Source organism: Pseudaquabacterium rugosum (assembly GCF_038066575.1).
GTDB classification, from domain to species: domain Bacteria; phylum Pseudomonadota; class Gammaproteobacteria; order Burkholderiales; family Burkholderiaceae_C; genus Pseudaquabacterium; species Pseudaquabacterium rugosum.
In genome coordinates this window covers 18,081-38,984 of record NZ_JBBUTF010000033.1, presented here as the reverse complement: position 1 = coordinate 38,984, position 20,904 = coordinate 18,081, and the positions used below count along the sequence as shown (strand labels likewise).

At 73.3% G+C, this 20,904-nt stretch carries 18 protein-coding genes; 10 read left to right on the top strand and 8 right to left on the bottom strand.

Annotated elements, in window-relative coordinates:
• Positions 1-69: 69 nt before the first annotated feature.
• The 4 genes from AACH11_RS23355 to AACH11_RS23340 form a co-directional block, all read right to left on the bottom strand.
• Positions 70-765 carry a phosphoglycolate phosphatase gene (locus AACH11_RS23355; protein WP_341376694.1) on the bottom strand — a complete coding sequence of 232 codons (696 nt, stop codon included), beginning with the start codon at positions 763-765 and terminating at the stop codon, positions 70-72.
• A 76-nt stretch (positions 766-841) separates the two neighbouring features.
• On the bottom strand, positions 842-1,498 hold the full coding sequence (locus AACH11_RS23350; RefSeq protein WP_341376693.1) for an OmpA family protein: 657 nt from the start codon (positions 1,496-1,498) through the stop codon (positions 842-844).
• 99 nt (positions 1,499-1,597) lie between these two features.
• Positions 1,598-2,200, bottom strand: a complete 603-nt coding sequence (locus AACH11_RS23345) for an ATP-dependent Clp protease proteolytic subunit (RefSeq protein ID WP_341376692.1) — start codon at positions 2,198-2,200, stop codon at positions 1,598-1,600.
• Between the two features lie 148 nt (positions 2,201-2,348).
• A complete protein-coding gene (locus AACH11_RS23340) occupies positions 2,349-2,690 on the bottom strand; it encodes a hypothetical protein (protein WP_341376691.1) in 342 nt (113 codons plus the stop codon).
• 229 nt (positions 2,691-2,919) lie between these two features.
• On the opposite strand from AACH11_RS23340, the gene AACH11_RS23335 reads away from it, so the two are divergent.
• Positions 2,920-4,197 (top strand): substrate-binding domain-containing protein, encoded by a 1,278-nt coding sequence (locus AACH11_RS23335; RefSeq protein WP_341376690.1) that lies wholly within the window; start codon positions 2,920-2,922, stop codon positions 4,195-4,197.
• A 62-nt stretch (positions 4,198-4,259) separates the two neighbouring features.
• Here AACH11_RS23335 and AACH11_RS23330 read toward each other — a convergent pair whose 3' ends face one another.
• Positions 4,260-5,240, bottom strand: coding sequence for a transglycosylase SLT domain-containing protein (locus tag AACH11_RS23330; protein ID WP_423228807.1), 981 nt, complete (start codon positions 5,238-5,240; stop codon positions 4,260-4,262).
• Positions 5,241-5,755: 515 nt separating this feature from the next.
• On the bottom strand, positions 5,756-6,679 hold the full coding sequence (locus AACH11_RS23325) for a carbohydrate kinase family protein (protein WP_341376688.1): 924 nt from the start codon (positions 6,677-6,679) through the stop codon (positions 5,756-5,758).
• 285 nt (positions 6,680-6,964) lie between these two features.
• Here AACH11_RS23325 and AACH11_RS23320 point away from each other — a divergent pair, with 285 nt between their 5' ends.
• The 6 genes from AACH11_RS23320 (at position 6,965) to AACH11_RS23295 (ending at position 12,741) form a co-directional block, all read left to right on the top strand.
• Positions 6,965-7,957, top strand: a complete 993-nt coding sequence (locus tag AACH11_RS23320; RefSeq protein WP_341376687.1) for a sugar ABC transporter substrate-binding protein — start codon at positions 6,965-6,967, stop codon at positions 7,955-7,957.
• 303 nt (positions 7,958-8,260) lie between these two features.
• Positions 8,261-9,220 (top strand): ABC transporter permease, encoded by a 960-nt coding sequence (locus AACH11_RS23315; RefSeq protein WP_341376686.1) that lies wholly within the window; start codon positions 8,261-8,263, stop codon positions 9,218-9,220.
• A 58-nt stretch (positions 9,221-9,278) separates the two neighbouring features.
• Positions 9,279-10,049 carry an ATP-binding cassette domain-containing protein gene (locus AACH11_RS23310; RefSeq protein ID WP_423228806.1) on the top strand — a complete coding sequence of 257 codons (771 nt, stop codon included), beginning with the start codon at positions 9,279-9,281 and terminating at the stop codon, positions 10,047-10,049.
• Between the two features lie 37 nt (positions 10,050-10,086).
• Positions 10,087-10,542, top strand: a complete 456-nt coding sequence (locus AACH11_RS23305; protein WP_341376684.1) for an RbsD/FucU family protein — start codon at positions 10,087-10,089, stop codon at positions 10,540-10,542.
• Between the two features lie 93 nt (positions 10,543-10,635).
• Positions 10,636-11,868, top strand: coding sequence for an ROK family transcriptional regulator (locus tag AACH11_RS23300; RefSeq protein WP_341376683.1), 1,233 nt, complete (start codon positions 10,636-10,638; stop codon positions 11,866-11,868).
• Between the two features lie 321 nt (positions 11,869-12,189).
• On the top strand, positions 12,190-12,741 hold the full coding sequence (locus AACH11_RS23295) for an OmpA family protein (protein ID WP_341376682.1): 552 nt from the start codon (positions 12,190-12,192) through the stop codon (positions 12,739-12,741).
• Positions 12,742-12,839: 98 nt separating this feature from the next.
• Here the strand turns inward: AACH11_RS23295 and AACH11_RS23290 are convergent, their stop codons facing one another.
• Positions 12,840-14,072 carry an FAD-dependent monooxygenase gene (locus AACH11_RS23290; RefSeq protein WP_341376681.1) on the bottom strand — a complete coding sequence of 411 codons (1,233 nt, stop codon included), beginning with the start codon at positions 14,070-14,072 and terminating at the stop codon, positions 12,840-12,842.
• On the bottom strand, positions 14,056-14,880 hold the full coding sequence (murU, locus tag AACH11_RS23285) for an N-acetylmuramate alpha-1-phosphate uridylyltransferase MurU (RefSeq protein ID WP_341376680.1): 825 nt from the start codon (positions 14,878-14,880) through the stop codon (positions 14,056-14,058). The genes AACH11_RS23290 and murU overlap by 17 nt, the downstream gene beginning before the upstream one ends.
• A gap of 302 nt (positions 14,881-15,182) precedes the next feature.
• On the opposite strand from murU, the gene tkt reads away from it, so the two are divergent.
• The 3 genes from tkt (at position 15,183) to AACH11_RS23270 (ending at position 20,851) form a co-directional block, all read left to right on the top strand.
• Complete coding sequence (tkt, locus tag AACH11_RS23280) at positions 15,183-17,222, top strand: transketolase (protein WP_341376701.1); 2,040 nt, start codon at positions 15,183-15,185, stop codon at positions 17,220-17,222.
• A 110-nt stretch (positions 17,223-17,332) separates the two neighbouring features.
• Positions 17,333-18,331: a type I glyceraldehyde-3-phosphate dehydrogenase gene (gap, locus tag AACH11_RS23275; protein ID WP_341376679.1), complete on the top strand. Its 999-nt coding sequence runs from the start codon at positions 17,333-17,335 to the stop codon at positions 18,329-18,331.
• A gap of 276 nt (positions 18,332-18,607) precedes the next feature.
• Positions 18,608-20,851 carry a S8 family serine peptidase gene (locus AACH11_RS23270; RefSeq protein WP_341376678.1) on the top strand — a complete coding sequence of 748 codons (2,244 nt, stop codon included), beginning with the start codon at positions 18,608-18,610 and terminating at the stop codon, positions 20,849-20,851.
• Positions 20,852-20,904 lie beyond the last annotated feature (53 nt).

The following is a 20,904-nucleotide window of genomic DNA, read 5'->3' as shown; positions in this document are numbered from 1 at the left end:
AGGGCGTCAAGCGGCGCGAGGCGCGCGACGGCGCGGGTGATCACGGCACCACGGGCGACCGGGAGGCCCTCAGGCGGACACCGTGCCACCGGTCCGGCGCACCCAGCCGGCCCAGTCCAGGCCGTCCAGGCGGTCGAGCACCGCATCCGGCGCCGAGGCCTCGACCGGCTCGCCGTGGTTGTAGCCGTAGCGCACCAGCACCACCGCGCAGCCGGCGGCGCGGCCGGCCTGGGCGTCGTTGCTGGAGTCGCCGATCATCACGGTGTCGGCCGGCTCGACGCCGAGGGCCTTGCAGGTCTCCAGCAGCGGCAGCGGGTCGGGCTTCTTGCGCGGGAAATCGTCGCCGCCGAAGACCTGCTCGAACCAGCCGTCCAGGCCCTTGGCCGCCAGCAGCGGCCGGGCGAAGGCGGCCGGCTTGTTGGTCAGGCAGGCCAGGCGCAGACCGGCGGCGCGCAGCGCGGCCAGGCCCTCGACGACGCCGGGATAGACCTCGGAGGCGCTGCCGTTGATCGCCAGGTAGTGGCGTTGGTAGGCGGCCCAGGCCGCGTCGTAGTGGCGCGCCACATCGGCGCCGACGGCCGCCAGCGTCTGCCGGATCAGGTGTTCGCTGCCCTTGCCGACGGTGCGCTCGATGAAGGCACGGTCGACCGCGCCGAGGCCGAGCTCGGCCAGCATGCGGTTGAGGGCGGCGTCGAAATCACCGACGGTGTCGACCATCGTGCCGTCGAGATCGACGATGGCGGCGCGCAGGGAAAGCTGGGACATGGCCGAGGGACGGAAAGGGCGTTGCGGGCCCGCAGCATAGCCGGCCCGCAGACGGCGCCGAGGCGCCCCGCGGGCCTCAGCGCCGCGTGACGAGGGTCACCCGGCGGTTCTCCGGTGCATCGGGGCGGCGGGTGTTGAGCAGTTCGGTCGAGCCCTTGCCGACCGGCGCCAAGCGATCGGCCGGGATGCCGTGACGGCGGGTCAGGAACTGCGCGACCGAGGCCGCACGGTCCGCCGACAGCTTCTGGTTGACGTCATCGCCGCCGCGCGGATCGGCATGGCCCTCGACGCTGAAGCTGAAACCGGCCAGGCGGTCGGACTGCAGGGCCTTGGCCACCGTCGCCAGCACGGTCTGGCTCTCGGGCGTGAGCTCGGCCGAGCCCGTGGTGAAGGTGATCAGCAGGCTGGCCTTGCCGGGGCCGGCGGGCTTGCGCTGGGCCGCCTGGGTCACGGCCGCTGCGGCGGCGGGCGCCGGACGCAGACCGCGGGCGGTCATGCCGTCGGTGGGGGCAGCGGCGGGGGCGGCCGGCTCGTCCAGCGCCAGCGCGTCCACCAGGACGCTCTCGCTGACCTGGCCCGGCTGGAGCACCGGCGCCTCGCCCGCGGACTGGGCCCGGACGCCGCCGGCCAGCAGCAGCGCACCGCAGCACACGACGGCGCACGCGGCCGTCACGCCGAGGGCACGGCCCGCGGCCGCGGACAGAAGACGGGACGGATGGGGACGGGCAGGCATGGCGCGGGCTCCGGATCCAGCACGGAAGATGGGCGACATCCTAGAGCCCCGGCCCCGTGGCGGCCAGCGGCGCGCCACCCCGCCCCTCGCGGGACGTGATCAGGCCAGGTCGGTCTGGCGCTCGATCACGCGCGAGACGATGCCGTAGGCGATCGCCTCCTGGGCGCTCATCCAGAAGTCGCGTTCCATGTCGGCGGCCACGGTCTCGTAGGGCTTGCCGGTCTGGGTGGCGACGACGCGGGCGATGCGCTCACGGGTGCGCACGATCTCGCGCGCCTGGATCGCGATGTCGGTGGCCTGGCCACCGGCGCCGCCGGCCGGCTGGTGGATCATGAAGCGGGTGTTGGGCAGGCAGACCCGGCGCTCCTTCGGCGCGGCCAGGTAGATGTGGACGCCGGCGCTGGCGACCCAGCCCGTGCCCACCGTCGTCACCGGCGCGTTGATGAAGCGGATCATGTCGTGGATGGCGTCGCCGCTCTCCACGTGGCCGCCCGGCGAGGAGATCAGCATCGTGATCGGCGCGTCGCTGTCGGCGGCCAGCGCCAGCAGGCGACGGCAGGTGGCCTGGGCCAGCTTGTCGTTGATCTCGCCGAACACCAGCACGTAGCGGCTCTTGAACGACAGCTGTTCCTCCAGGCGGTCGGTCTTGTCGGCGGCAGCGGCCTTGTCGTCCTTGTCCTTGGCGGCGAGCAGGGGATGCATGAGGTTCTCCGTGGAATCCGTGGAAGCGGGTGCAGTGTGCATGCTATGTCAGCCCGCATGACCGAGTGCGGCGCAGGCAGGCGGGGAAGCCGGTGCTGTTCGCGGCGCAGGCCGCGTACGGCGGCCGGCAGGAACGAGCGGGAGCGGATCAGGCGCGCCGAAGGGACGCGTCGGGCGCCGGCAGCGCCTCGGCCCAGGTCCAGCCCAGCAACTCGGCCAGGCGGGTCGCGATCCAGGCGGCCTCGTCGGCGCTGAAGCCGCCGCCTTCGGCACCGAGCGCGTCGCGGGTGCGCGCCAGCACCAGGTCCTCGCTGAGCCCCATCGCGTGCAGCCGCTCCGCGCTGGGATCGACCAGCATCTGCGCCATGTCCTCGCACAGCTCGTAGCGCTGGCGGAAGTCGTCACGGGGCAGGCTCAGGCGGCCGCGGGCATCGCGGTAGAGGGCGTCGAAGGACGCCGGAATGAAGGTCTGGTCTTCGTCAGGGTGCATGGCCGGGGTTGTACCGCACGCCGGCCGAGGGCTCGCGACGCGCGCCGGCCCCGTCAACCACCGCCGCGCTGCATCACGACATCGGGGCGGCGGATTCTGGGGGCGTCTGACGCAAGGCGATAGGTTCACTGCGGGACAGCGCGCTGGCTCGCAGACCCTGGCGCAGACCGGATGCGCAGGCCGGCCACAGCCGTTGGGCGGCCAGGATGCGCCCGCGACAATCCGGCCCATGCAAGCCCGCGGCGTCCACCTCCAGTACAGCTTCGAACCCACCGACCAGACCGGGGCCACCCTGCACAACCCGCTGTTCGACCTGCTGTCGGCGCTGCAGTCCCACGGCTCGATCCAGCATGCGGCCAAGGCACTGGGGGCCTCGTACCGCCATGTCTGGGGCTCGCTGCGGCGCTGGGAGGAGACGCTGGGCGAACCACTGGTGACCTGGTCGCAGGGCCAGCCGGCCCGGTTGACCCCCTTCGCCGACCGCATGCTGTGGGCCGAGCGCCGCGCCCGCACCCGGCTGGTGCCGCACATCGAGGCCCTGCGCGCCGAGTTGCAACGGGTGCTGGCCGAAGCCCTGGACGGCAGCCAGCATGTGCTGACGGTCTGGGCCAGCCACGACCTGGGCCTGCCGCTGCTGCGCGATCTGGCCAGCGACCAGGGCCTGCACATCGAGCTGCGCTTCGCCGGCAGCGTGGACGCGCTGCGCGCGCTGGCCGCCGGGCGCTGCCTGGTCGCCGGCTTCCATGTGCCGCCGCTGGGCATCGACGCCCGTGGCGACGTGCTGACGCCGCTGGCGCTCGATGCGTCCGGCGCGCGGCGCCATCCGACGGCCGGTGCGTCGCTGTTCGCGCAGGCGCTCAAGCCGCTGCTCAAGCCGGGTCTGCACAAGCTGATCGGCTGCCTGCGCCGCACCCAGGGCCTGATGCTGCGCCCGCGGCTGCGGCCGGCGGTGCGCGGGCTGGCCGATCTGGTGCCCGGCCACGCGCCGCGCGGCGACCAGCCGCCGCTGCGCTTCGTCAACCGCCAGCCCGGCTCCGGCACCCGGCTGCTGATGGATCAGCTGCTGCTGGAGCACGGGCTGCTGCCGCGCCAGATTCCCGGCTACCTGGACGCGCCCGAGGACAGCCACCTGGCGGTGGCCGCGGCGATCGCCAGCGGCCATGGCGATGCCGGGCCGGGGGTGGAGGCGGCGGCGCGGCAGTTCGGCCTCGATTTCCTGCCGCTGCTCGACGAGGACTACCTGCTGGTGTGCCTGAAGGACGCGCTGGAACATCCGGCGGTGCAGCGCCTGCGGCAGACGCTGGAAAGCCCGGCCTGGGCCCAGGCCCTGGCCACGCTGCCGGGCTACGCGCCGGCGCAGTCGGGCGAGGTGCTGTCGCTGACCCAGGCCCTGCGCTGGTGGCATTTCCGCCCGCCGAAGGCGACGCCCGAGGAGGCCGACGCCGGAACGGCGGACGACGCGCTGCGCCACGCGGCCGGCGAGCACGGCGACGCGATGGACGGTTGAGCATCACCACGGGCGCCCCGCGCCCCGCACGGCCGCCCGGTCACCGGGCCGGCTGCCACGCCTCAGCGCACGCGGATCGGCTGGCGCATCAGGGCCAGGCGCTCGGACGGCGGACCGGCCTTGGGATCGAAGGGGTGGCGCAGCACGCCGACGGCCGGCAGCACCTTGGCCACGTAGGCCAGCGTCTCGGCATAGGGCGGCACGCCCAGATAGCGCTCGACCGCGCCTTCGCCGGCGTTGTAGGCGGCCGCCGCCAGCGCGACATCGCCCTCGAAGCGGGCCAGCAGCCAGCGCAGATAGGCCATGCCGCCGCGGATGTTCTGCGCCGGATCGAGCGGATTGCGCACGCCGAAGCGCGCCGCCGTCTCGGGGATCAGCTGCATCAGACCCTGGGCGTTCTTCGGCGAGATGGCGCCGGCGCGGAAGCCCGACTCGGTGGCCATGATGGCCAGTACCAGCTGCGGCGACAAGCGGTACTCGGGCGCGACCAGCCGCACGAACTCGACGATGGCCGGCGGCGCATGGCCGGGCAGCGGGCCGTCGGGCATCGGCAGCTGGCCCGGTGCGCCCTGGGCCAGGGCCGCCGGCCGCGCCCGGTTCGTGGCGGCCGCCACGGCGGTCGGCACCTGCATCGGCTTGCCGTTGACCATCACCCAGGTGCCGGGTGCCAGGCCGCGCATCTGCGGCGGCAGCTGCGGCGCGGCCGGCCGCACCGGCGGCGGCAGTTCGGGCAGCGCCGGCTTCAGGCAGGGCGGCGTGTCGCCGCGGGGCGCGCCCATGCGATCGGCCATGCCGCGCGCCTGCTCCAGCCCCTGCTCGGCGGCGGCGGCGAACAGATGGGCGGCCTGCACCTCGTCACGCTCGACGCCGTGGCCGTTGACCAGCATCCAGCCGAGGGCGAACTGGGCCTGGGCGTCGCCATGACGGGCCGCCTGGCAGTACAGCGTCGCGGCGCGGGCCGGATCGCGCGGCAGCTCGCCATCGCCCCGCTCCAGCGCGCGCGCCTCATCGCGCCAGAGCGCGATGCGCTCGGGCAGCACCAGGCCACGGGTGGCGCCGGGCACGACCAGCGGCGCCAGGCCGGCGGCGTCGCGACCGCCGCCGAGTGCGGCGCTCAGCTGCGCGTCGGCCGCGCTGTGCGACGCCTGGGCGCGCGAGGCGCAGGGCCAGACGGCGGCCGCGGCCAGCAGCAGCGCCAGGACGGCCCGGGCGGGGGCCGCGGAGACGGGCCCGCGGGCCGGAGGACACACGGAGATCAGGAAACGGGACATGCCGGAGAAGACGGGCGGACCGGAAGCGGCGGGCGGGTACACCGCCGCCCGCGACGGACAGCGGCGGGGACATCCCGCAGGTCCGTCAGTCTAGGCCGACGGTCGCCCTGCCTCCATCCCGAGGCCCTTCAGCCGGTCGCGGGCGTGGCAGCGTGCACGCGCGCCCACCCGCTCGAACAGGGGGGCTGGCCGGACCGGCCCACCGGCGCGGCGCCCGGACGCCCAGAACACCGCCGACACGTGCGGACGGCAGGCCGGGCGGCCGTGGACGCTTGCCTGGCGGCGGTTCAGACCTCGGCGCGGCGCGGCAGATCGGCGCCGCGGCGGCTGCAGGTGATGGCCGCCGCGCGCATCGCGAAGCCGAGCGCGGCGCGCTGCGCGTCGAGGTCCAGCGCGGCCACGCCGGCGCGGTCCAGCCGGCCCTGCTCGGCCAACCAGGTCAGCAGCGCGGCCTGGAAGGTGTCGCCAGCGCCCACCGTGTCGATGACCGTGACCCGCTCGCCCGGCAGGTCGATGCGGCCGGCGGCCGTCCAGCCGCTGGCGCCCTCGCCACCGCGGGTCACCACCACCCAGGGCACGCCGGCGGCACGCGCCTCGGCGGCGAAGTCCTCGACCGGACGGCCGGGCCACAGCAGGCCCAGGTCCTCGTCGCTGACCTTCAGCAGCGTGGTGCGCGGCAGCATCCAGGCCAGGGTGTCGCGCCAGACCTGCAGGTCGGGCTCGACGTTGGCGCGGATGTTGGGGTCGTAGCTGATCAGGCTGCGCGCGTGCTCGCGCTCGACCAGCGCGCGCTGGGCCTCGGCCGTCGGCGCCACCACCATCGCGTAGCTGCCGAAGTGGAAGGCACGGGCGGCCGCCGGGATGCGGTCCAGGTGCGCGGGGCGCACCAGACGGTCGGCGCAGCCCTCGCCGTAGAAGCTGTAGGACGGCACGCCGCGGGCGTCCAGCCCGATCAGGCTCAGCGTGGTCGGGGCGTCGAGCTGCACCACGGCCTCGGTGGCGATGCGCTCGTCGACCAGCGCCTTCATCAGCCGCTCGCCGGCGAAGCCGGTGCCGATGCCGCCGAAGAAGCCCACCGGCTGGCCCAGCCGCGACAGCCCCATGGCGACGTTGAACGGCGAGCCGCCGATGCGCCCGTCGAAGGCCAGACCGGTGGCGGTCTCGGCGGTGGCAAAGACGTCGAACAGGGCTTCGCCGCAGACGATGAACATGGGGGTCTCCTGATGTCGTGAAGAGGGGCGTCGCGGCGTCGGGCGCCGGCACCGCGGGCGGCCGCCGCGCGGTGAAGGCGCGCATTCTGTCGCCGCACGCCGCCTTGCGGGGTACGAGCGGGGACCGGGTTTTCCATTAATCAATCAACTTGATTTATTAAACCACGCTCCCCACAATCCGCCCATCCGTCGGGCCCCTCACCGACCACGACCGGATGACGGCGACGGCCCGGCGCGGGCCAGCCGCCGCGGAAGACAACCCTCCACCTTGAAGCAGGAGACTCCATGCGCACCACCCTGATCGCCTCGGCCCTGACCCTCGCCCTGGGCAGCGCGTTCGCTGCGGACGCCCCCGTCATCGGCCTGATCACCAAGACCGACACCAACCCCTTCTTCGTCAAGATGAAGGAAGGCGCGACCGAGGAGGCCAAGGCCAAGGGCGCCAAGCTGATGACCGCGGCCGGCAAGAAGGACGGCGACAACGCCACGCAGGTCGCCGCCATCGAGAACATGGTCGCCAAGGGCGCCAAGACCATCCTGATCACGCCGAGCGACGCCAAGGCCATCATCCCGGCGATCAAGAAGGCGCAGGACAAGGGCGTGCAGGTCATCGCGCTGGACAGCCCGACCGATCCGGTCTCGGCGGTGGACGCGCTGTTCGCGACCAACAACTACAAGGCCGGCGAGCTGATCGGCCAGTACGCCAAGGTGGCGATGGGCGGCAAGCCGGTGAAGATCGCCACGCTGGACCTGTTCCCCGGCCACCCGGTGGGCGCCCAGCGCCACAACGGTTTCCTGAAGGGCTACGGCCTGCAGTCGCTGGACGCCGCCAGCAACGAGCTGGCCAAGCCGGCCGAGGTGGTCTGCATGGCCGACACCGACGGCAACCAGGCCAAGGGCCAGACCGCGATGGAGAACTGCCTCCAGAAGAACCCGGACATCAACGTCGTCTACACGATCAACGAGCCGGCCGCCGCGGGCGCCTACAACGCGCTGAAGAAGGCCGGCAAGGAGAAGGACGTCATCATCGTCTCCGTCGACGGGGGTTGCCAGGGCGTGAAGGACGTGGCCGCCGGCAAGATCGCCGCCACCAGCCAGCAGTACCCACTGAAGATGGCCTCGATGGGCGTGGCGGCCGGCGTCGAGTACGCCAAGGGCGGCAAGAAGGCCAGCGGCTACGTCGACACCGGCGTGACGCTGATCGCCGGCAAGTCGGTCGCGGGCGTCGACAGCAAGGACACCAAGACCGGTCTGGACCTGTGCTGGGGCAACAAGTGATGTCGCACTGAGCGCCCGGCCCGGCCGGTCGAGCCCACGCTCCTCCGGCCGCACGGACGCTCCCGGCGGGACCCGGCGCTCTCCGATCCCGCCCGCGGCCCGCCCGCACGCCCCGCGTGCACGGGCCGTCACTCCTCCCGCGGACCGCTGCCGATGGTGGTCCGCCCGGTCCGCCGCCCTCGCGCGGACCCTGCATTCCCCGACCATGCCGCGCCCTCCCCCGGCGCGCCGCAGGCCCCGACGTGCCCTGCGGATGACGCTGCCGCATGGTCCGTTCCCGCACGTCGTGTTGTGAGGTCCACCGTGGACAACTGGAAACAGAACCTCCCGCCCATCGGCCAGCTCGGGCCCTTCATCGCCCTGTTGCTGGCCTGCTCGTTCTTCGGTGCGACCGCCGACAACTTCTTCAGCGCCGAGAACTTCTCGCTGATCCTGCAGCAGGTGATGGTCGTCGGCGTGATCGCCATCGGCCAGACGCTGATCATCCTGACCGCCGGCATCGACCTGTCCTGCGGCGTGGTGATGGCGCTGGGCAACATCGTGATGACCAAGTTCGCGGTCGAGCTCGGCCTGCCCGCCCCGCTGGCGATCGCCTGCGGCATCGGCGTGACGGCGCTGTTCGGCCTGATCAACGGCCTGCTGGTCACGCGCATCAAGCTGCCGCCGTTCATCGTCACGCTCGGCACCTTCAACATCGCCTTCGCCATCACCCAGCTCTACTCGAAGAGCCAGACGGTGACCGACGTGCCGCCGCTGATGACGGCCCTCGGCGAGACCTTCCAGATCGGTGGCACCAGCATCGCCTGGGGCACCCTGCTGATGATCGCGATGTACGTGGGCATGTGGTGGTGGCTGCGCGACACCGCCGCCGGCCGCCACGTCTACGCGGTCGGCAACAGCCCCGAGGCCACGCGCCTGGTGGGCATCCCGACCGAACGCGTGCTGCTGGGCGTCTACGTGCTGGCGGGCGTGTTCTACGGCATCGCCTCGCTGCTGACCGTCGCCCGCACCGGCGTGGGCGACCCGAACGCCGGCCAGACCGAGAACCTGGACGCCATCACCGCCGTGGTGCTGGGCGGCACCAGCCTGTTCGGCGGCCGCGGCGTGATCCTCGGCACCCTGATCGGCGCCATCGTCGTCGGCGTGCTGCGCAATGGCCTGACGCTGATGGGCGTCGACTCGGTGTACCAGGTGCTGGTCACCGGCATCCTGGTGATCCTGGCGGTCACCGTCGACCAGCTGTCGCGCAAGGGCGGCCGCTGAGCCCACGCCCGGATCCGACCCGCAAGGAGTACTAGACGTGAGCACCCCCCAACTCGTGATGCAGGCCAAGGGCCTGGTCAAGCGCTACGGCCAGGTCACCGCCCTCGATGGCGCCGACTTCGAACTGCGCGCCGGCGAGATCCTGGCCGTCATCGGCGACAACGGCGCCGGCAAGTCCAGCCTGATCAAGTGCCTGTCCGGCGCCACCGTGCCCGACGAGGGCGAGATCCTGCTGGACGGCCGCCCGGTGCGCTTCCAGACGCCGATCGACGCCCGCCGCGCCGGCATCGAATGCTGCTACCAGGACCTGGCCGTGGCCCCGGCCATGACCATCGCCGAGAACCTGTTCCTCGGCCGTGAGCTCAAGCGCGAGGGCTTCGCCGGCAACGTGCTGCGCATGCTCGACAAGAAGAAGATGCTGGAGGTCGCCATGCAGCGCATGGCCGACCTGAAGGTCGGCATCCGCTCGATGACCCAGGCGGTGGAGACGCTGTCGGGCGGCCAGCGCCAGTGCGTGGCCGTGGCCCGTGCCGCCGCCTTCGCCAAGCACGTGGTGATCCTGGACGAGCCGACCGCGGCGCTCGGCGTCAAGGAGGGCAACATGGTGCTGGAGCTGATCCGCCGCGTGCGCGACAAGGGCCTGCCGGTGATCCTGATCAGCCACAACATGCCCCACGTCTTCGAGATCGCCGACCGCATCCACGTCGCGCGACTGGGCCGCCGCGCCGCCGTGCTGGACCCGAAGAAGATCAGCATGAGCGACACCGTGGCCGTGATGACCGGGGCGATGCGCCCCGAGGACATCCCGGCCGACTGCCTGGCCCACTGACCGTTCCCCCACCCCTCGACCGCGGAGACCCCCGACCATGCTCAAGGGCATCGATCCCCTGCTGACGCCGAACCTGCTGAAGGTGCTGGCCGAAATGGGCCACGGCGACGAGATCGTCATCGCCGACGCCAACTTCACCGCCGCCAGCCTGGGCCGCGGCAAGCCCGTCATCTCCCTGGCCGGCGTGGGCACGCTGCGCGCCGCCGAGGCCGTGCTGTCGCTGCTGCCGCTGGACGCGGCGGTGACGCAGCCGGTGGCCTACATGCAGGTCTGCGACACCCCCGAGGGCTACCGCAGCGTGCTGCAGCGCCAGGTGGTCGAGCGCCTGGGCGAGGCCGGCTGGGCCAGCGCGGCACAATGCGCGGCGATGGAGCGCTTCGCGTTCTACGAGCGCGTGCGTGGCGCCTACGCCATCGTGCACACCGGCGAGCTGCAGCCCTACGCGAACTTCCTGTTCAAGAAGGGCGTGCTCGGCGAGGCCCTGGCCCGCTGAGCGGCGCGGCCGGCGTGGCGCGCACGACCCCTCCGACCCGACCCGTGCGCCGCCCCGGCCCGCTGTCCGCTGCTGTCCTGCGACCGTGATCCGATGAATGCCGACGCCACATCGCGTCTGCGCCCCCGCGGCTCCAGCCAGGGGGGCCTGCGCCAGTACAACGAGCGGGTGGTGCTGCAGGCCGTGCGCCTGCACGGCGCGCTGCCGGGCGCGGCCATCGCCCGCCTGACCCACCTGACGCCGCAGACCGTCTCGCTGATCACCAAGCGCCTGGAAGCCGACGAGCTGCTGGTGCGCGGCGATCCTCAGCGCGGCAAGGTCGGCCAGCCCTCGGTGCCGCTGTCGCTGAATCCCGACGGCGCCTTCGCCATCGGCATCAAGGTCGGCCGGCGCAACATGGACGTGCTGCTGCTGGACTTCACCGGCGCGGTGCGCCGCCGCTACACGCGCGACTACCGCTACCCCGATCCCGACCTGCTGCTGCAGGAGATCACCGCCCGCGTGGCCGACCTGCGCGCCGATCTGCCCGCGGCCTGGCAGGACCGGCTGCAGGGCATCGGCATCGCCGCACCGCTGTCGCTGGGCGGCTGGCAGACCCTGCTGGACATGCCGCCCGAGGTGGCCGCCCGCTGGCCCGGCATCGATCTGGCCTCCGCCGTCGAGACCGCCTGCGGCCTGCCCACCGAGCTGATGAAGGACACCGCGGCCGCCTGCGTGGCCGAGCTGGTGGCCGGCCGCGGCCGCAGCGTGCGCAGCTTCCTCTACCTGTTCGTCGACACCTTCATCGGCGGCGGGCTGGTGCTCGACAGCCAGCTGCGCGCCGGCCTGCACGGCAACGCCGGTGCGGTGGGCTCGATGCCGCTGGGCGTGGCCCGGGCCAGCGGCCGCCGCGCCGCGCCGCGCCCGCCGGCCCAGTTGCTGAGCGTGGCCTCGCTGGTGGCGCTCGAACAGCGCTACCGCGAACACGGTCTGGACGAAGGCGCGGCCGCCGACCACCGCGCGCTGCAGGCCCCGTGGCTGCCCCACACCGAAGCCTGGGCCGACGAGGCCGCCCACGCGATGGCGCTGGCGGTCAACGGCGCGGCCTGCCTGCTGGACCTGGAGTGCGTGATCCTCGACGGCTCGTTCAGCCGCACCCTGCAGCACAGCCTGCAGCAGGCGCTGGACCGGGCGCTCGACGACTACGACTGGCAGGGCGTGACCCGGCCGCAGCTGCTGGCCGGCATGATCGGCTCGGACGCCCGGGCCATCGGCGGCGCCCTGCTGCCGCTGCACGCCAACTTCACGCCCGATCGCGAGCTGTTCCTGAAGATGGCGGCCGAGTGAGCCGCCGCCGGGGCCCCCGCCCGGGATACCCGAGTGCCGTACTGCGGTCGATGCCGGACAGCCCGGCCTCCCGAGACGCCGGTCAGCACCTGCCGTGACGCGGGCCGGCCGCCCCGGCCGCTGACCCGCTCCGTCAGGCGTGCGGCCACGGTCGGCCCCTACACTTGCGGGTTGACCCGGAGGCCCGCCATCCCCTTCGACGGGCGTGCCGTGCCGGCGCCCGCGAGCTGAGCGGCGCTGCCGGAGCTGCCGCGCGGTGCATCCGGCATCCGCGGTCCCGGATTTCCCGTCGGCACGCACACATCCAGCAGGAGCGCCCCCATGTCCAACAGCCAGGACGACAAGGACAACAACGAACGCATCGGTCTGTGGATCGCCCTCGGCGCGGCCGCCCTGGTGGTCGGCAGCGTCGTCGGTGGCGCGGTCTGGCACCGCCTGTCGGCCAAGGCCGACGGGGCTGCCGGCGCCCCGGCCGCGGTCGAGGCCAGCGCGCCGGCCGCCGCGGTGGCCACGGCGGCCGCCGTCGCGGTCGAGATGATCGACGTGCCGCTGGCCGGCGAGGTCACCGGCACCGTGTTCTACGAGGTCGGCGGTGCCACGCTGCCGGCCGAAGGCCCGGCCGAGATCGCCGCCGCGCTGCGCGCGCTGCAGGCCGCCGCCGGCAAGAAGCTGGTGATCTCCGGCTTCCACGACGCCTCGGGCGACCCGGCCAAGAATGCCGAGCTGGCCAAGCAGCGCGCCATCGGCGTGCGCGACGCGCTGCTGGCCGCCGGTGCACCGGCCGAGGCCGTCGCGCTGCGCAAGCCCGAATCGACCACCGGTGGCGCCGACCCGCGCGCCGCCCGCCGCGTCGAGATCCGCCTGGTCGACTGAGGACCGCGCCGGCCTCGGCCGGTGGTCCTGCAGCGCGCGCCCACACGGCGCGCCCCCACGACGGCCGCCCGGCCTGTGCCCGGCGGCCGTCGCGTCTTTCAGCGCCGGCCGAACATCATCTGCCGCGCCAGCGCCGCCTTCAGCGGCGGCAGCGCCTGCAGCGCGCCCAGGCCCAGGCCGCGCAGCGTGGCCAGGCCCGGCAGGCCCCAGGTGAAGCTGCGGGCCAGGAAGTCGGTGGCGGCGATCATCGACCAGCGGTCCGGCGCGCGCGCCCATTCCAGGCGCCGCAGCGCGCCGTCCAGCGTCTGCGGCGTGGCCTCGCGCAGCGCCTGCACCAGCACCGCCGCATCGCGCAGGCCCAGGTTCAGGCCCTGGCCGGCCACCGGGTGCAGCGTCTGTGCCGCGTTGCCGATGCGCACGGTGCGGCCCTGCACCAGCGTGGTCTCGGCATTCAGGCCGAGCGCGAAGCGCTTGAGCGGTCCGAGCGCCACCAGCTCGCCGGCGACCTCCGGCAGCCGCGTGGCCAGCACATGGCGGCGCTGGGCCTCGTCGAGCGCCAGCAGCGGATCGTCGGCCGCCGGCACGCACCACACCAGCGCCATCGGCCGCACATCGTCCGGTGTGCCGGCCGGCAGACGCTGGCGCGCGGCCGCCGGCAGCGGCAGCAGCGCGACCGGGCCGTCGCGCGTGAAGCGCTCGACCGCCAGCCCGCGCGTGGCGCCGCGCAGCCCCACCGTGCCGACCCAGGCCATCTGGCCGTAGTCGTGGCGCAGCGCCTTGCGCGCCTGCTCGGCGAAGACGCCGCCCTCGGCGACGATGGCCAGATCATGGGCCTCGACCACGCCGGCATCGACCTCGACCGCGCCATCCAGCCCCTTGAGCGCGCTGACCGCGACGCCGAAGCGGCTGTGCAGCCGCTGTGGCTCGGCCGCGGCGCGCGCCAGCCAGGCCTGCTGCAGCGCCTGCGTCAGCACCCCGTAGCCGAGCACCGCGCCGAGCTGCTCGACGCCCAGCTCGGCCGCGCGCAGCCAGACCTCGGCCTCGCGGCCGCCGGGCATCAGCGTCGGCGGCGCCTGGCTGACCTGCACGTCGACGATGGGCTCGGCCTGCGCCGCCGGCCAGGCGCCCAGCTGCCGCAGCCACTGCACGCTGCCTTGCGACAGCGCCAGCGTGCGGCCATCGGCCAGCAGATCACGCTCGAGCGGCCGGGCGTCGTGCACGGTGATGGTGGCCTGCGGCAGCCGGCGCGCGGCCTGCAGCGCCAGCGCCAGACCGGCCGGACCGGCCCCGATGACGGCCAGCCGCCAGGGATGGTCAGACGGACCGCGCATCGCCGGCCTCCTGCGTGGCGGTGAGGTCCGGCCGCGCGGCTGCGGCGAAAAGCGCACCGAACACCGCACCGTCAGCCAGCGCCGCCAGCTGGGCCGGCGAGCCGACGTTGAACCAGGGGCCGTCCAGCACCTGGCCGCCGATGCGCCCGGCATCGGCCGCCGCATGCAGGCGCGGGCCCAGCGGCGCCGGGCGGTCCGGCGCCAGGCCGTCGAACAGGCGGCGGTGCATCAGCGCCAGGTTGGCATAGGTCCAGGGCCGCGGCGGGGCCGCGCTGCCGGCGGCCGCATGGCGGCGCACGCGGCCGTCGGTATCCAGCGCGAAGTCACCGGCCGGGTGGAAGTCGGGGTTGGGCACCAGCCACAGATGGGCGTCGTCGTCGCGCGCGGCGAAGGCCCGGGCGGCGGCGGCCTCGAAGCGGAAGCCGGGCGCCACGATGTCGCCGGAGACGACCCAGAAGCGCTCGCCCAGCCAGGGCAGGGCCTTGGCGATGCCGCCGGCGGTCTCCAGCGCGCCGCCGTGGTCACGGCCCTCCATCGAGTAATGGATGCGCAGCCCCCAGCGGCGGCCGTCGCCGAGGGCCGCCGGAAACTGCGTTTCCAGCCAGGCGGTGTTGATGACGACCTCGCGCACGCCGGCGGCGGCCAGCGCGCGCAGGTGCCACTCGATCATCGGCCGGCCGCCGACGGGCAGCAGCGGCTTGGGACAGGTGTCGGACAGCGGACGCATGCGCTCACCCCGGCCGGCGGCCAGGATGATCGCCGCCAGGGGTGCGTCGCTCGCAGGGGGCAGGGTTTGATCGGGCTCCACGGTTGCGCAGTGTAGGCAAGCACGGGGGGAGCGTCGCGGTGCCGGCAGTCCTAGAATGCCGGACTGCTTTCGTCGGGCGCCCTGCCCCTGCCGCCGGCTGTGCTCGCGCACACCGGCCGTGGCCGGAGTGCCCCGCCGTCAGCCCCCTGCGCGCCCCGCCGGCCCCGCGGCCGACCCGGCGCATGTCCCGACGTCCCACCTCCGCAGTCGCGCCCCGCATGGCCCAGAACGACACCTCCACGCCCATGGCGGCCGATCAGCCGCACGCCTCCAACCCGGCCCCGGTCAGCACCCCGGCGCTGATGGCCAACGCGATCCGCGCACTGGCGATGGACGGCGTGCAACAGGCCAACTCCGGTCACCCGGGCGCGCCGATGGGCATGGCCGAGATCGCCGTCGCGCTGTGGGGCCGTCACCTCAAGCACAACCCCGCCCATCCGCAGTGGGCTGACCGCGACCGCTTCGTGCTGTCCAACGGCCACGGCTCGATGCTGATCTACGCGCTGCTGCACCTGACCGGCTACGACCTGCCGATGAGCGAGCTGCGCAACTTCCGCCAGCTGCACAGCAAGACCCCGGGCCACCCCGAGGTCCACGTCACCCCCGGCGTCGAGACCACCACCGGCCCGCTGGGCCAGGGCATCACCAACGCGGTCGGCTTCGCGCTGGCCGAGAAGCTGCTGGCCACCGAGTTCAACCGGCCCGGCCACACCGTCGTCGACCACCACACCTACGCCTTCCTGGGCGACGGCTGCCTGATGGAAGGCATCAGCCACGAGGCCTGCGCGCTGGCCGGCGCCTGGAAGCTGGGCAAGCTGATCGCGCTGTACGACGACAACGGCATCTCGATCGACGGCCAGGTCCAGCCCTGGTACGTGGACGACGCCCGCGGCCGCTTCGAGGCCTACGGCTGGAACGTGATCGGCCCGGTCGACGGCCATGACGTCAATGCCGTGGACGCCGCCATCACCGCCGCCAAGGCCCAGTCGGCCAAGCCGACGCTGGTGATCTGCCGCACCACCATCGGCAAGGGCTCGCCCAACCGCGCCGGCACCTCCAAGGCCCACGGCGAGCCGCTGGGTGCCGACGAGATCGCGCTGACCCGCGCCGGCATGGGCTGGACGCACGAGCCCTTCGTCATCCCCGAGGCCGCCTACGCCGCCTGGGACGCCAAGTCCTCCGGCGAGGCCGCCGAGGACGAGTGGCAGGAGCGCTTCGCCGCCTACAAGGCCGCCTTCCCCGAGCTGGCCGCCGAGTTCGTGCGCCGCATGTCGGGCCAGCTGCCGGCGCACTTCGCGCAGAGCGCGGTCGACGCCGTGGTCGCCGCCCACAAGGCCGGCCAGACCGTGGCCAGCCGCAAGGCCAGCCAGATCGCGCTGGAGGCCTTCACCGAGGCGCTGCCCGAGCTGCTGGGCGGCTCGGCCGACCTGACCGGCTCGAACCTGACCAACACCCGCCACACGCCGGCGCTGCGCTTTTCCGACACCGGCGCGGTCGTCACCGGCGAGGACGGCAAGCCCGGCCGCCACGTCAACTACGGCGTGCGCGAGTTCGGCATGGCCGCCATCATGAACGGCGTGGCGCTGCACGGCGGCTACATCCCCTACGGCGGCACCTTCCTGACCTTCAGCGACTACAGCCGCAACGCCATCCGCATGGCCGCGCTGATGAAGCTGCGCGTGGTCCACGTCTTCACCCACGACTCCATCGGTCTGGGCGAGGACGGCCCGACCCACCAGTCGGTCGAGCATGCCGCCAGCCTGCGCCTGATCCCGGGCCTGGACGTCTGGCGCCCGGCCGACACGGCCGAGACCGCCGTGGCCTGGGCCAAGGCGATCGAGACCACGAACCGCCCGAGCGCGCTGCTGCTGAGCCGCCAGAACCTGCCCTACGCGCCCAAGCCGGTGTCCGACGTGGCGCCCGATGCCTCGGGCGTGGACGCCATCGCCCGCGGCGCCTACGTGCTGGCCGAGCCCTGCGAGGTCGGCCTCGACAAGAAGGCCAAGGCCGTCATCATCGCCACCGGCTCCGAGGTGCAGATCGCGATGAACGCGCAGGCCCTGCTGGCCCAGCGCAAGATCCCGGTGCGTGTGGTCTCGATGCCCAGCACCACGGTCTTCGACCGCCAGGACGTCAAGTACAAGAAGGCCGTGCTGCCGGCCAAGCTGCCGCGCGTGGCCATCGAGGCCGGCGTCACCGACTTCTGGTGGAAGTACGGCTGCGACGCCGTCGTCGGCATCGACACCTTCGGCGAGAGCGCGCCGGCCGGCGTGCTGTTCAAGCACTTCCACCTGACGGCCGAGAACCTCGCCGCCACGGTGCAGAAAGTACTCGGCAAGTAACCCGATTCCCGCACGTCAGGTCGCACACTGGGCGCCGCGGACGAGGCGCCCGGGGTGATGACCGGGCGTCGCGTCCCCCGCTTTTCATCACCCCTCCCAGGAGATTGCTCATGACGATCAAGATCGGCATCAACGGCTTCGGCCGCATCGGCCGCATGGTGTTCCGCGCCGCCATCGCCAACTTCAACGACGTGGAAGTCGTCGGCATCAACGACCTGCTGGAGCCCGACTACCTGGCCTACATGCTGAAGTACGACAGCGTGCACGGCCGCTTCAAGGGCGAGGTCGCGGTCGACGGCAACACGCTGATCGTCAACGGCAAGAAGATCCGCCTGACCGCGGTGAAGAACCCGGCCGAGCTGAAGTGGGACGAGGTCGGCGCCGACGTCGTCGTCGAGTCCACCGGCCTGTTCCTGACCAAGGAAACCGCCGAGGCCCACCTGAAGGCCGGTGCGAAGAAGGTCATCATGTCGGCGCCGTCGAAGGACGACACCCCGATGTTCGTCTACGGCGTCAACGACAAGACGTACAAGGGCGAGGCCATCATCAGCAACGCCAGCTGCACGACCAACTGCCTGGCCCCGGTGGCCAAGGTGCTGAACGACACCTTCGGCATCAAGCGCGGCCTGATGACCACGGTGCATGCCGCCACCGCCACCCAGAAGACCGTCGACGGCCCGTCGAACAAGGACTGGCGCGGTGGCCGCGGCATCCTGGAAAACATCATCCCCAGCAGCACCGGTGCCGCCAAGGCCGTGGGCGTGGTGATCCCCGAGCTGAACAAGAAGCTGACCGGCATGGCCTTCCGCGTGCCGACCTCCGACGTGTCGGTGGTCGACCTGACGGTCGAGCTGGACAAGGAAGCCTCGTACGCCGACATCTGCGCCGCCATGAAGGCCGCCTCCGAAGGCGCGATGAAGGGCGTGCTGGGCTACACGGAAGACAAGGTCGTGGCGACCGACTTCCGTGGCGAGAGCTGCACCTCCTTCTTCGACGCCGAAGCCGGCATCGCGCTGGACAAGACCTTCGTCAAGGTCGTGTCCTGGTACGACAACGAGTGGGGCTACTCGAACAAGGTGCTGGAGATGGTGCGCGTCGTCGCCGCCTGATTCCGCTGACCTGAAAGCCCGTGCCACCGGCGCGGGGCCCGTTGCCACGGACCCCGCGACCGGCGCACCAGCCACCCACGGCCTCGTGCCCTGGGTGGCTTTTTTTTTCATGGCGCGCCCCCCGGACGCTGCCGGCCCGAAGAAACCGACCGGAAGAAGCCGGCCGCCCGCCGCCTCTTCCGACAACTCGCCTTGACAGTCCGGACCTAGCATCACCCCGAACCGGGGTGCCGCCGCGCCCGGCCTTCCCTGCCTCCCCGCCGATCGAGCCCCGACGTGAAGCCTGCCCTGCATCCCGGCCGCCTGCGCCCCGCCCTCGCCCTCCTGCTGTGCGCCCCGGCGCTGCTGAGCCCGGCCCAGGCCGGCGGCGGCACGGACGCGTCCCTGACGGGGCGGCTGAGCGTGCGCCGCGGCACGTCGGCCGACACCGCACCGGCGCGCGTGATCGTCCAGTACCGCGCCGACAGCGCGCTGATGGGCGGCGGCGGCGATGCCACCACCAAGCGGGTGCTGGCCGCCACCGGCCGCGTGCAGCCGCTGCACGCGACGACGCTGGCCGGTCGCCTGGGCGTGGGCCTGGCCGACCGCCACGTGCTGGGCGCCCGCATGCAGTCGCTGGAGGTGAGCGACGGCTCGGTCGACGCCGACACGCTGGCCCGGCGTCTGGCGGCCCAGCCCGATGTGGAATGGGCGGTACCGGTGCGCCGGCGCCAGATCGCCTCGGCCACGGCACCGAACGATCCGCGCTACGGCAGCGGCCTGAGCGGCCTCACGCCGGCCTCCGGCCAGTGGTATCTGCGCGCCCCCGCCTGGCCGGTCGTCTCGGGCATGGATGCACCGACGGCCTGGGCCCGCACCACCGGCAGCGCCAGCGTGGTCGTCGCGGTGCTCGACACCGGCGTGCTGACCGACCATCCGGACCTCGCCGGCAAGCTGGTGCCCGGCCATGATTTCGTCCGCGCCTCGGTCTCCAACGATGGCGACGGTGCCGACAGCGACCCGACCGACCCCGGCGACTGGTGCACATCCGACAGCAGCGCCAGCAGCTGGCACGGCACGCAGACGGCCAGCCTGGTCGGTGCGCGCACCGACGACGGCGTGGGCATGGCCGGCACCGCGCCGGCCGTCCTGGTGCAGCCGGTGCGCGTGCTGGGCCAGTGCGGTGGCTATGACGACGACATCATCGCCGGCATGCGCTACGCGGGCGGGCTGTCGACGACGGTGAGCAACGCCACGCCGGCCAAGGTCATCAACATGAGCCTGGGCGGCACGCCGGGCGAGGTCTGCAACAGCGCCTACCAGAGCGCGATCACGGCGCTGAATGCCGCCGGCGTCAGCGTGGTGGTGGCCGCCGGCAACGAGGCGCTGGCCGTGGGCTCACCGGCCAACTGCAGCGGCGTGATCGCCGTGGCCGCGCTGCGCCACGTCGGTACCAAGGTCGGCTTCTCCAGTCTGGGCAGCGAGGTCACGCTGTCGGCGCCGGGCGGCAACTGCGTCAACGAGACCGGCTCCTGCCTCTACCCGATCATCACCGCGACCAACAGCGGCACGCGCACGGCGGTGACCCACACCTGGACCGACGGCTACGACTACGCGATCGGCACCAGCTTCTCGGCGCCGATGGTCGCCGGCACGGCCGCGCTGATGCTGTCGGCCAACCCGGCGCTGACGCCGGCCCAGATCACGTCGCTGCTGCAGAGCACGGCGCGCGCCTTCCCCACGATCGGCGCGCAGGACAGCACGGCCGGCACCTGCCAGGCCCCGGGCAGCACCGCGCAGAGCGAGTGCTACTGCACGACCAGCACCTGCGGCGCCGGCATGCTCGACACCGGCGCGGCCGTGGCCGCCGCCGTGGGCGCGACGCCGACGGTGCGCGCGGTGATCGCCGCCAGCAGCCCGAACCCGACGGCCGGCAGCACGCTGACGCTCAGTGGCGCCAGCTCCAGCCGCGGCGTCAGCGGCTGGAGCTGGCAGCTGCTGGCCGGTGGCACGGGCAGCGCCAGCTTCACCAGCGCGACCAGCGCGGCCCAGACCACGCTGCAGATCACCCAGCCCGGCAGCTTCATCGTGGCGCTGACCACCACCGATGGCCACGGCGGCACCGACACCGCACAGGCCACGCTGGTCTCGCCGCCGACCGTCAGCATCAGCGGCGCCAGCAGCGTGACGGTGGGCAGCAGCGTGACGCTGAGCGCGACCAGCACCGCCTACGGTGGCCGCAGCATCGCCAGCCGCAGCTGGCGCATCGCCAGCGGCAGCAGCCGGGCGACGATCAGCGGCACCAGCAGCAACGCCGCGACGGTGAGCGCGACGGCCAGCGGCGCGATCAGCATCGAGCTGACCGTCACCGACAGCGAAGGCAGCAGCAGCACCCAGACCTTCGCGCTGACCGCCGGCAGCAGCTCAGGCAGCGCATCGGGGGGCGGCGCCCAGGGCGCCGCGGGCGGGCTGGCCCTCGGCCTGCTGGCGGCCTGGCTGCGGCGTCAGCGGCACCCGCGACGCCCGTCGGCAGACCGCTGAGGGCGTGGCGGCGGCGGGCGGCGGACGCCCCGCCACCGCACGAGCCGAGGGGC

Coding starts and splice junctions, on each gene's coding strand:
- AACH11_RS23355 (WP_341376694.1), bottom strand. CDS start 765: ATGTCCCAGCTTTCCCTGCGCGCCGCCATCGTCGATCTCGACGGCACG.
- AACH11_RS23350 (WP_341376693.1), bottom strand. CDS start 1,498: ATGCCTGCCCGTCCCCATCCGTCCCGTCTTCTGTCCGCGGCCGCGGGC.
- AACH11_RS23345 (WP_341376692.1), bottom strand. CDS start 2,200: ATGCATCCCCTGCTCGCCGCCAAGGACAAGGACGACAAGGCCGCTGCC.
- AACH11_RS23340 (WP_341376691.1), bottom strand. CDS start 2,690: ATGCACCCTGACGAAGACCAGACCTTCATTCCGGCGTCCTTCGACGCC.
- AACH11_RS23335 (WP_341376690.1), top strand. CDS start 2,920: ATGCAAGCCCGCGGCGTCCACCTCCAGTACAGCTTCGAACCCACCGAC.
- AACH11_RS23325 (WP_341376688.1), bottom strand. CDS start 6,679: ATGTTCATCGTCTGCGGCGAAGCCCTGTTCGACGTCTTTGCCACCGCC.
- AACH11_RS23320 (WP_341376687.1), top strand. CDS start 6,965: ATGCGCACCACCCTGATCGCCTCGGCCCTGACCCTCGCCCTGGGCAGC.
- AACH11_RS23310 (WP_423228806.1), top strand. CDS start 9,279: ATGCAGGCCAAGGGCCTGGTCAAGCGCTACGGCCAGGTCACCGCCCTC.
- AACH11_RS23305 (WP_341376684.1), top strand. CDS start 10,087: ATGCTCAAGGGCATCGATCCCCTGCTGACGCCGAACCTGCTGAAGGTG.
- AACH11_RS23300 (WP_341376683.1), top strand. CDS start 10,636: ATGAATGCCGACGCCACATCGCGTCTGCGCCCCCGCGGCTCCAGCCAG.
- AACH11_RS23295 (WP_341376682.1), top strand. CDS start 12,190: ATGTCCAACAGCCAGGACGACAAGGACAACAACGAACGCATCGGTCTG.
- AACH11_RS23290 (WP_341376681.1), bottom strand. CDS start 14,072: ATGCGCGGTCCGTCTGACCATCCCTGGCGGCTGGCCGTCATCGGGGCC.
- tkt (WP_341376701.1), top strand. CDS start 15,183: ATGGCCAACGCGATCCGCGCACTGGCGATGGACGGCGTGCAACAGGCC.
- gap (WP_341376679.1), top strand. CDS start 17,333: ATGACGATCAAGATCGGCATCAACGGCTTCGGCCGCATCGGCCGCATG.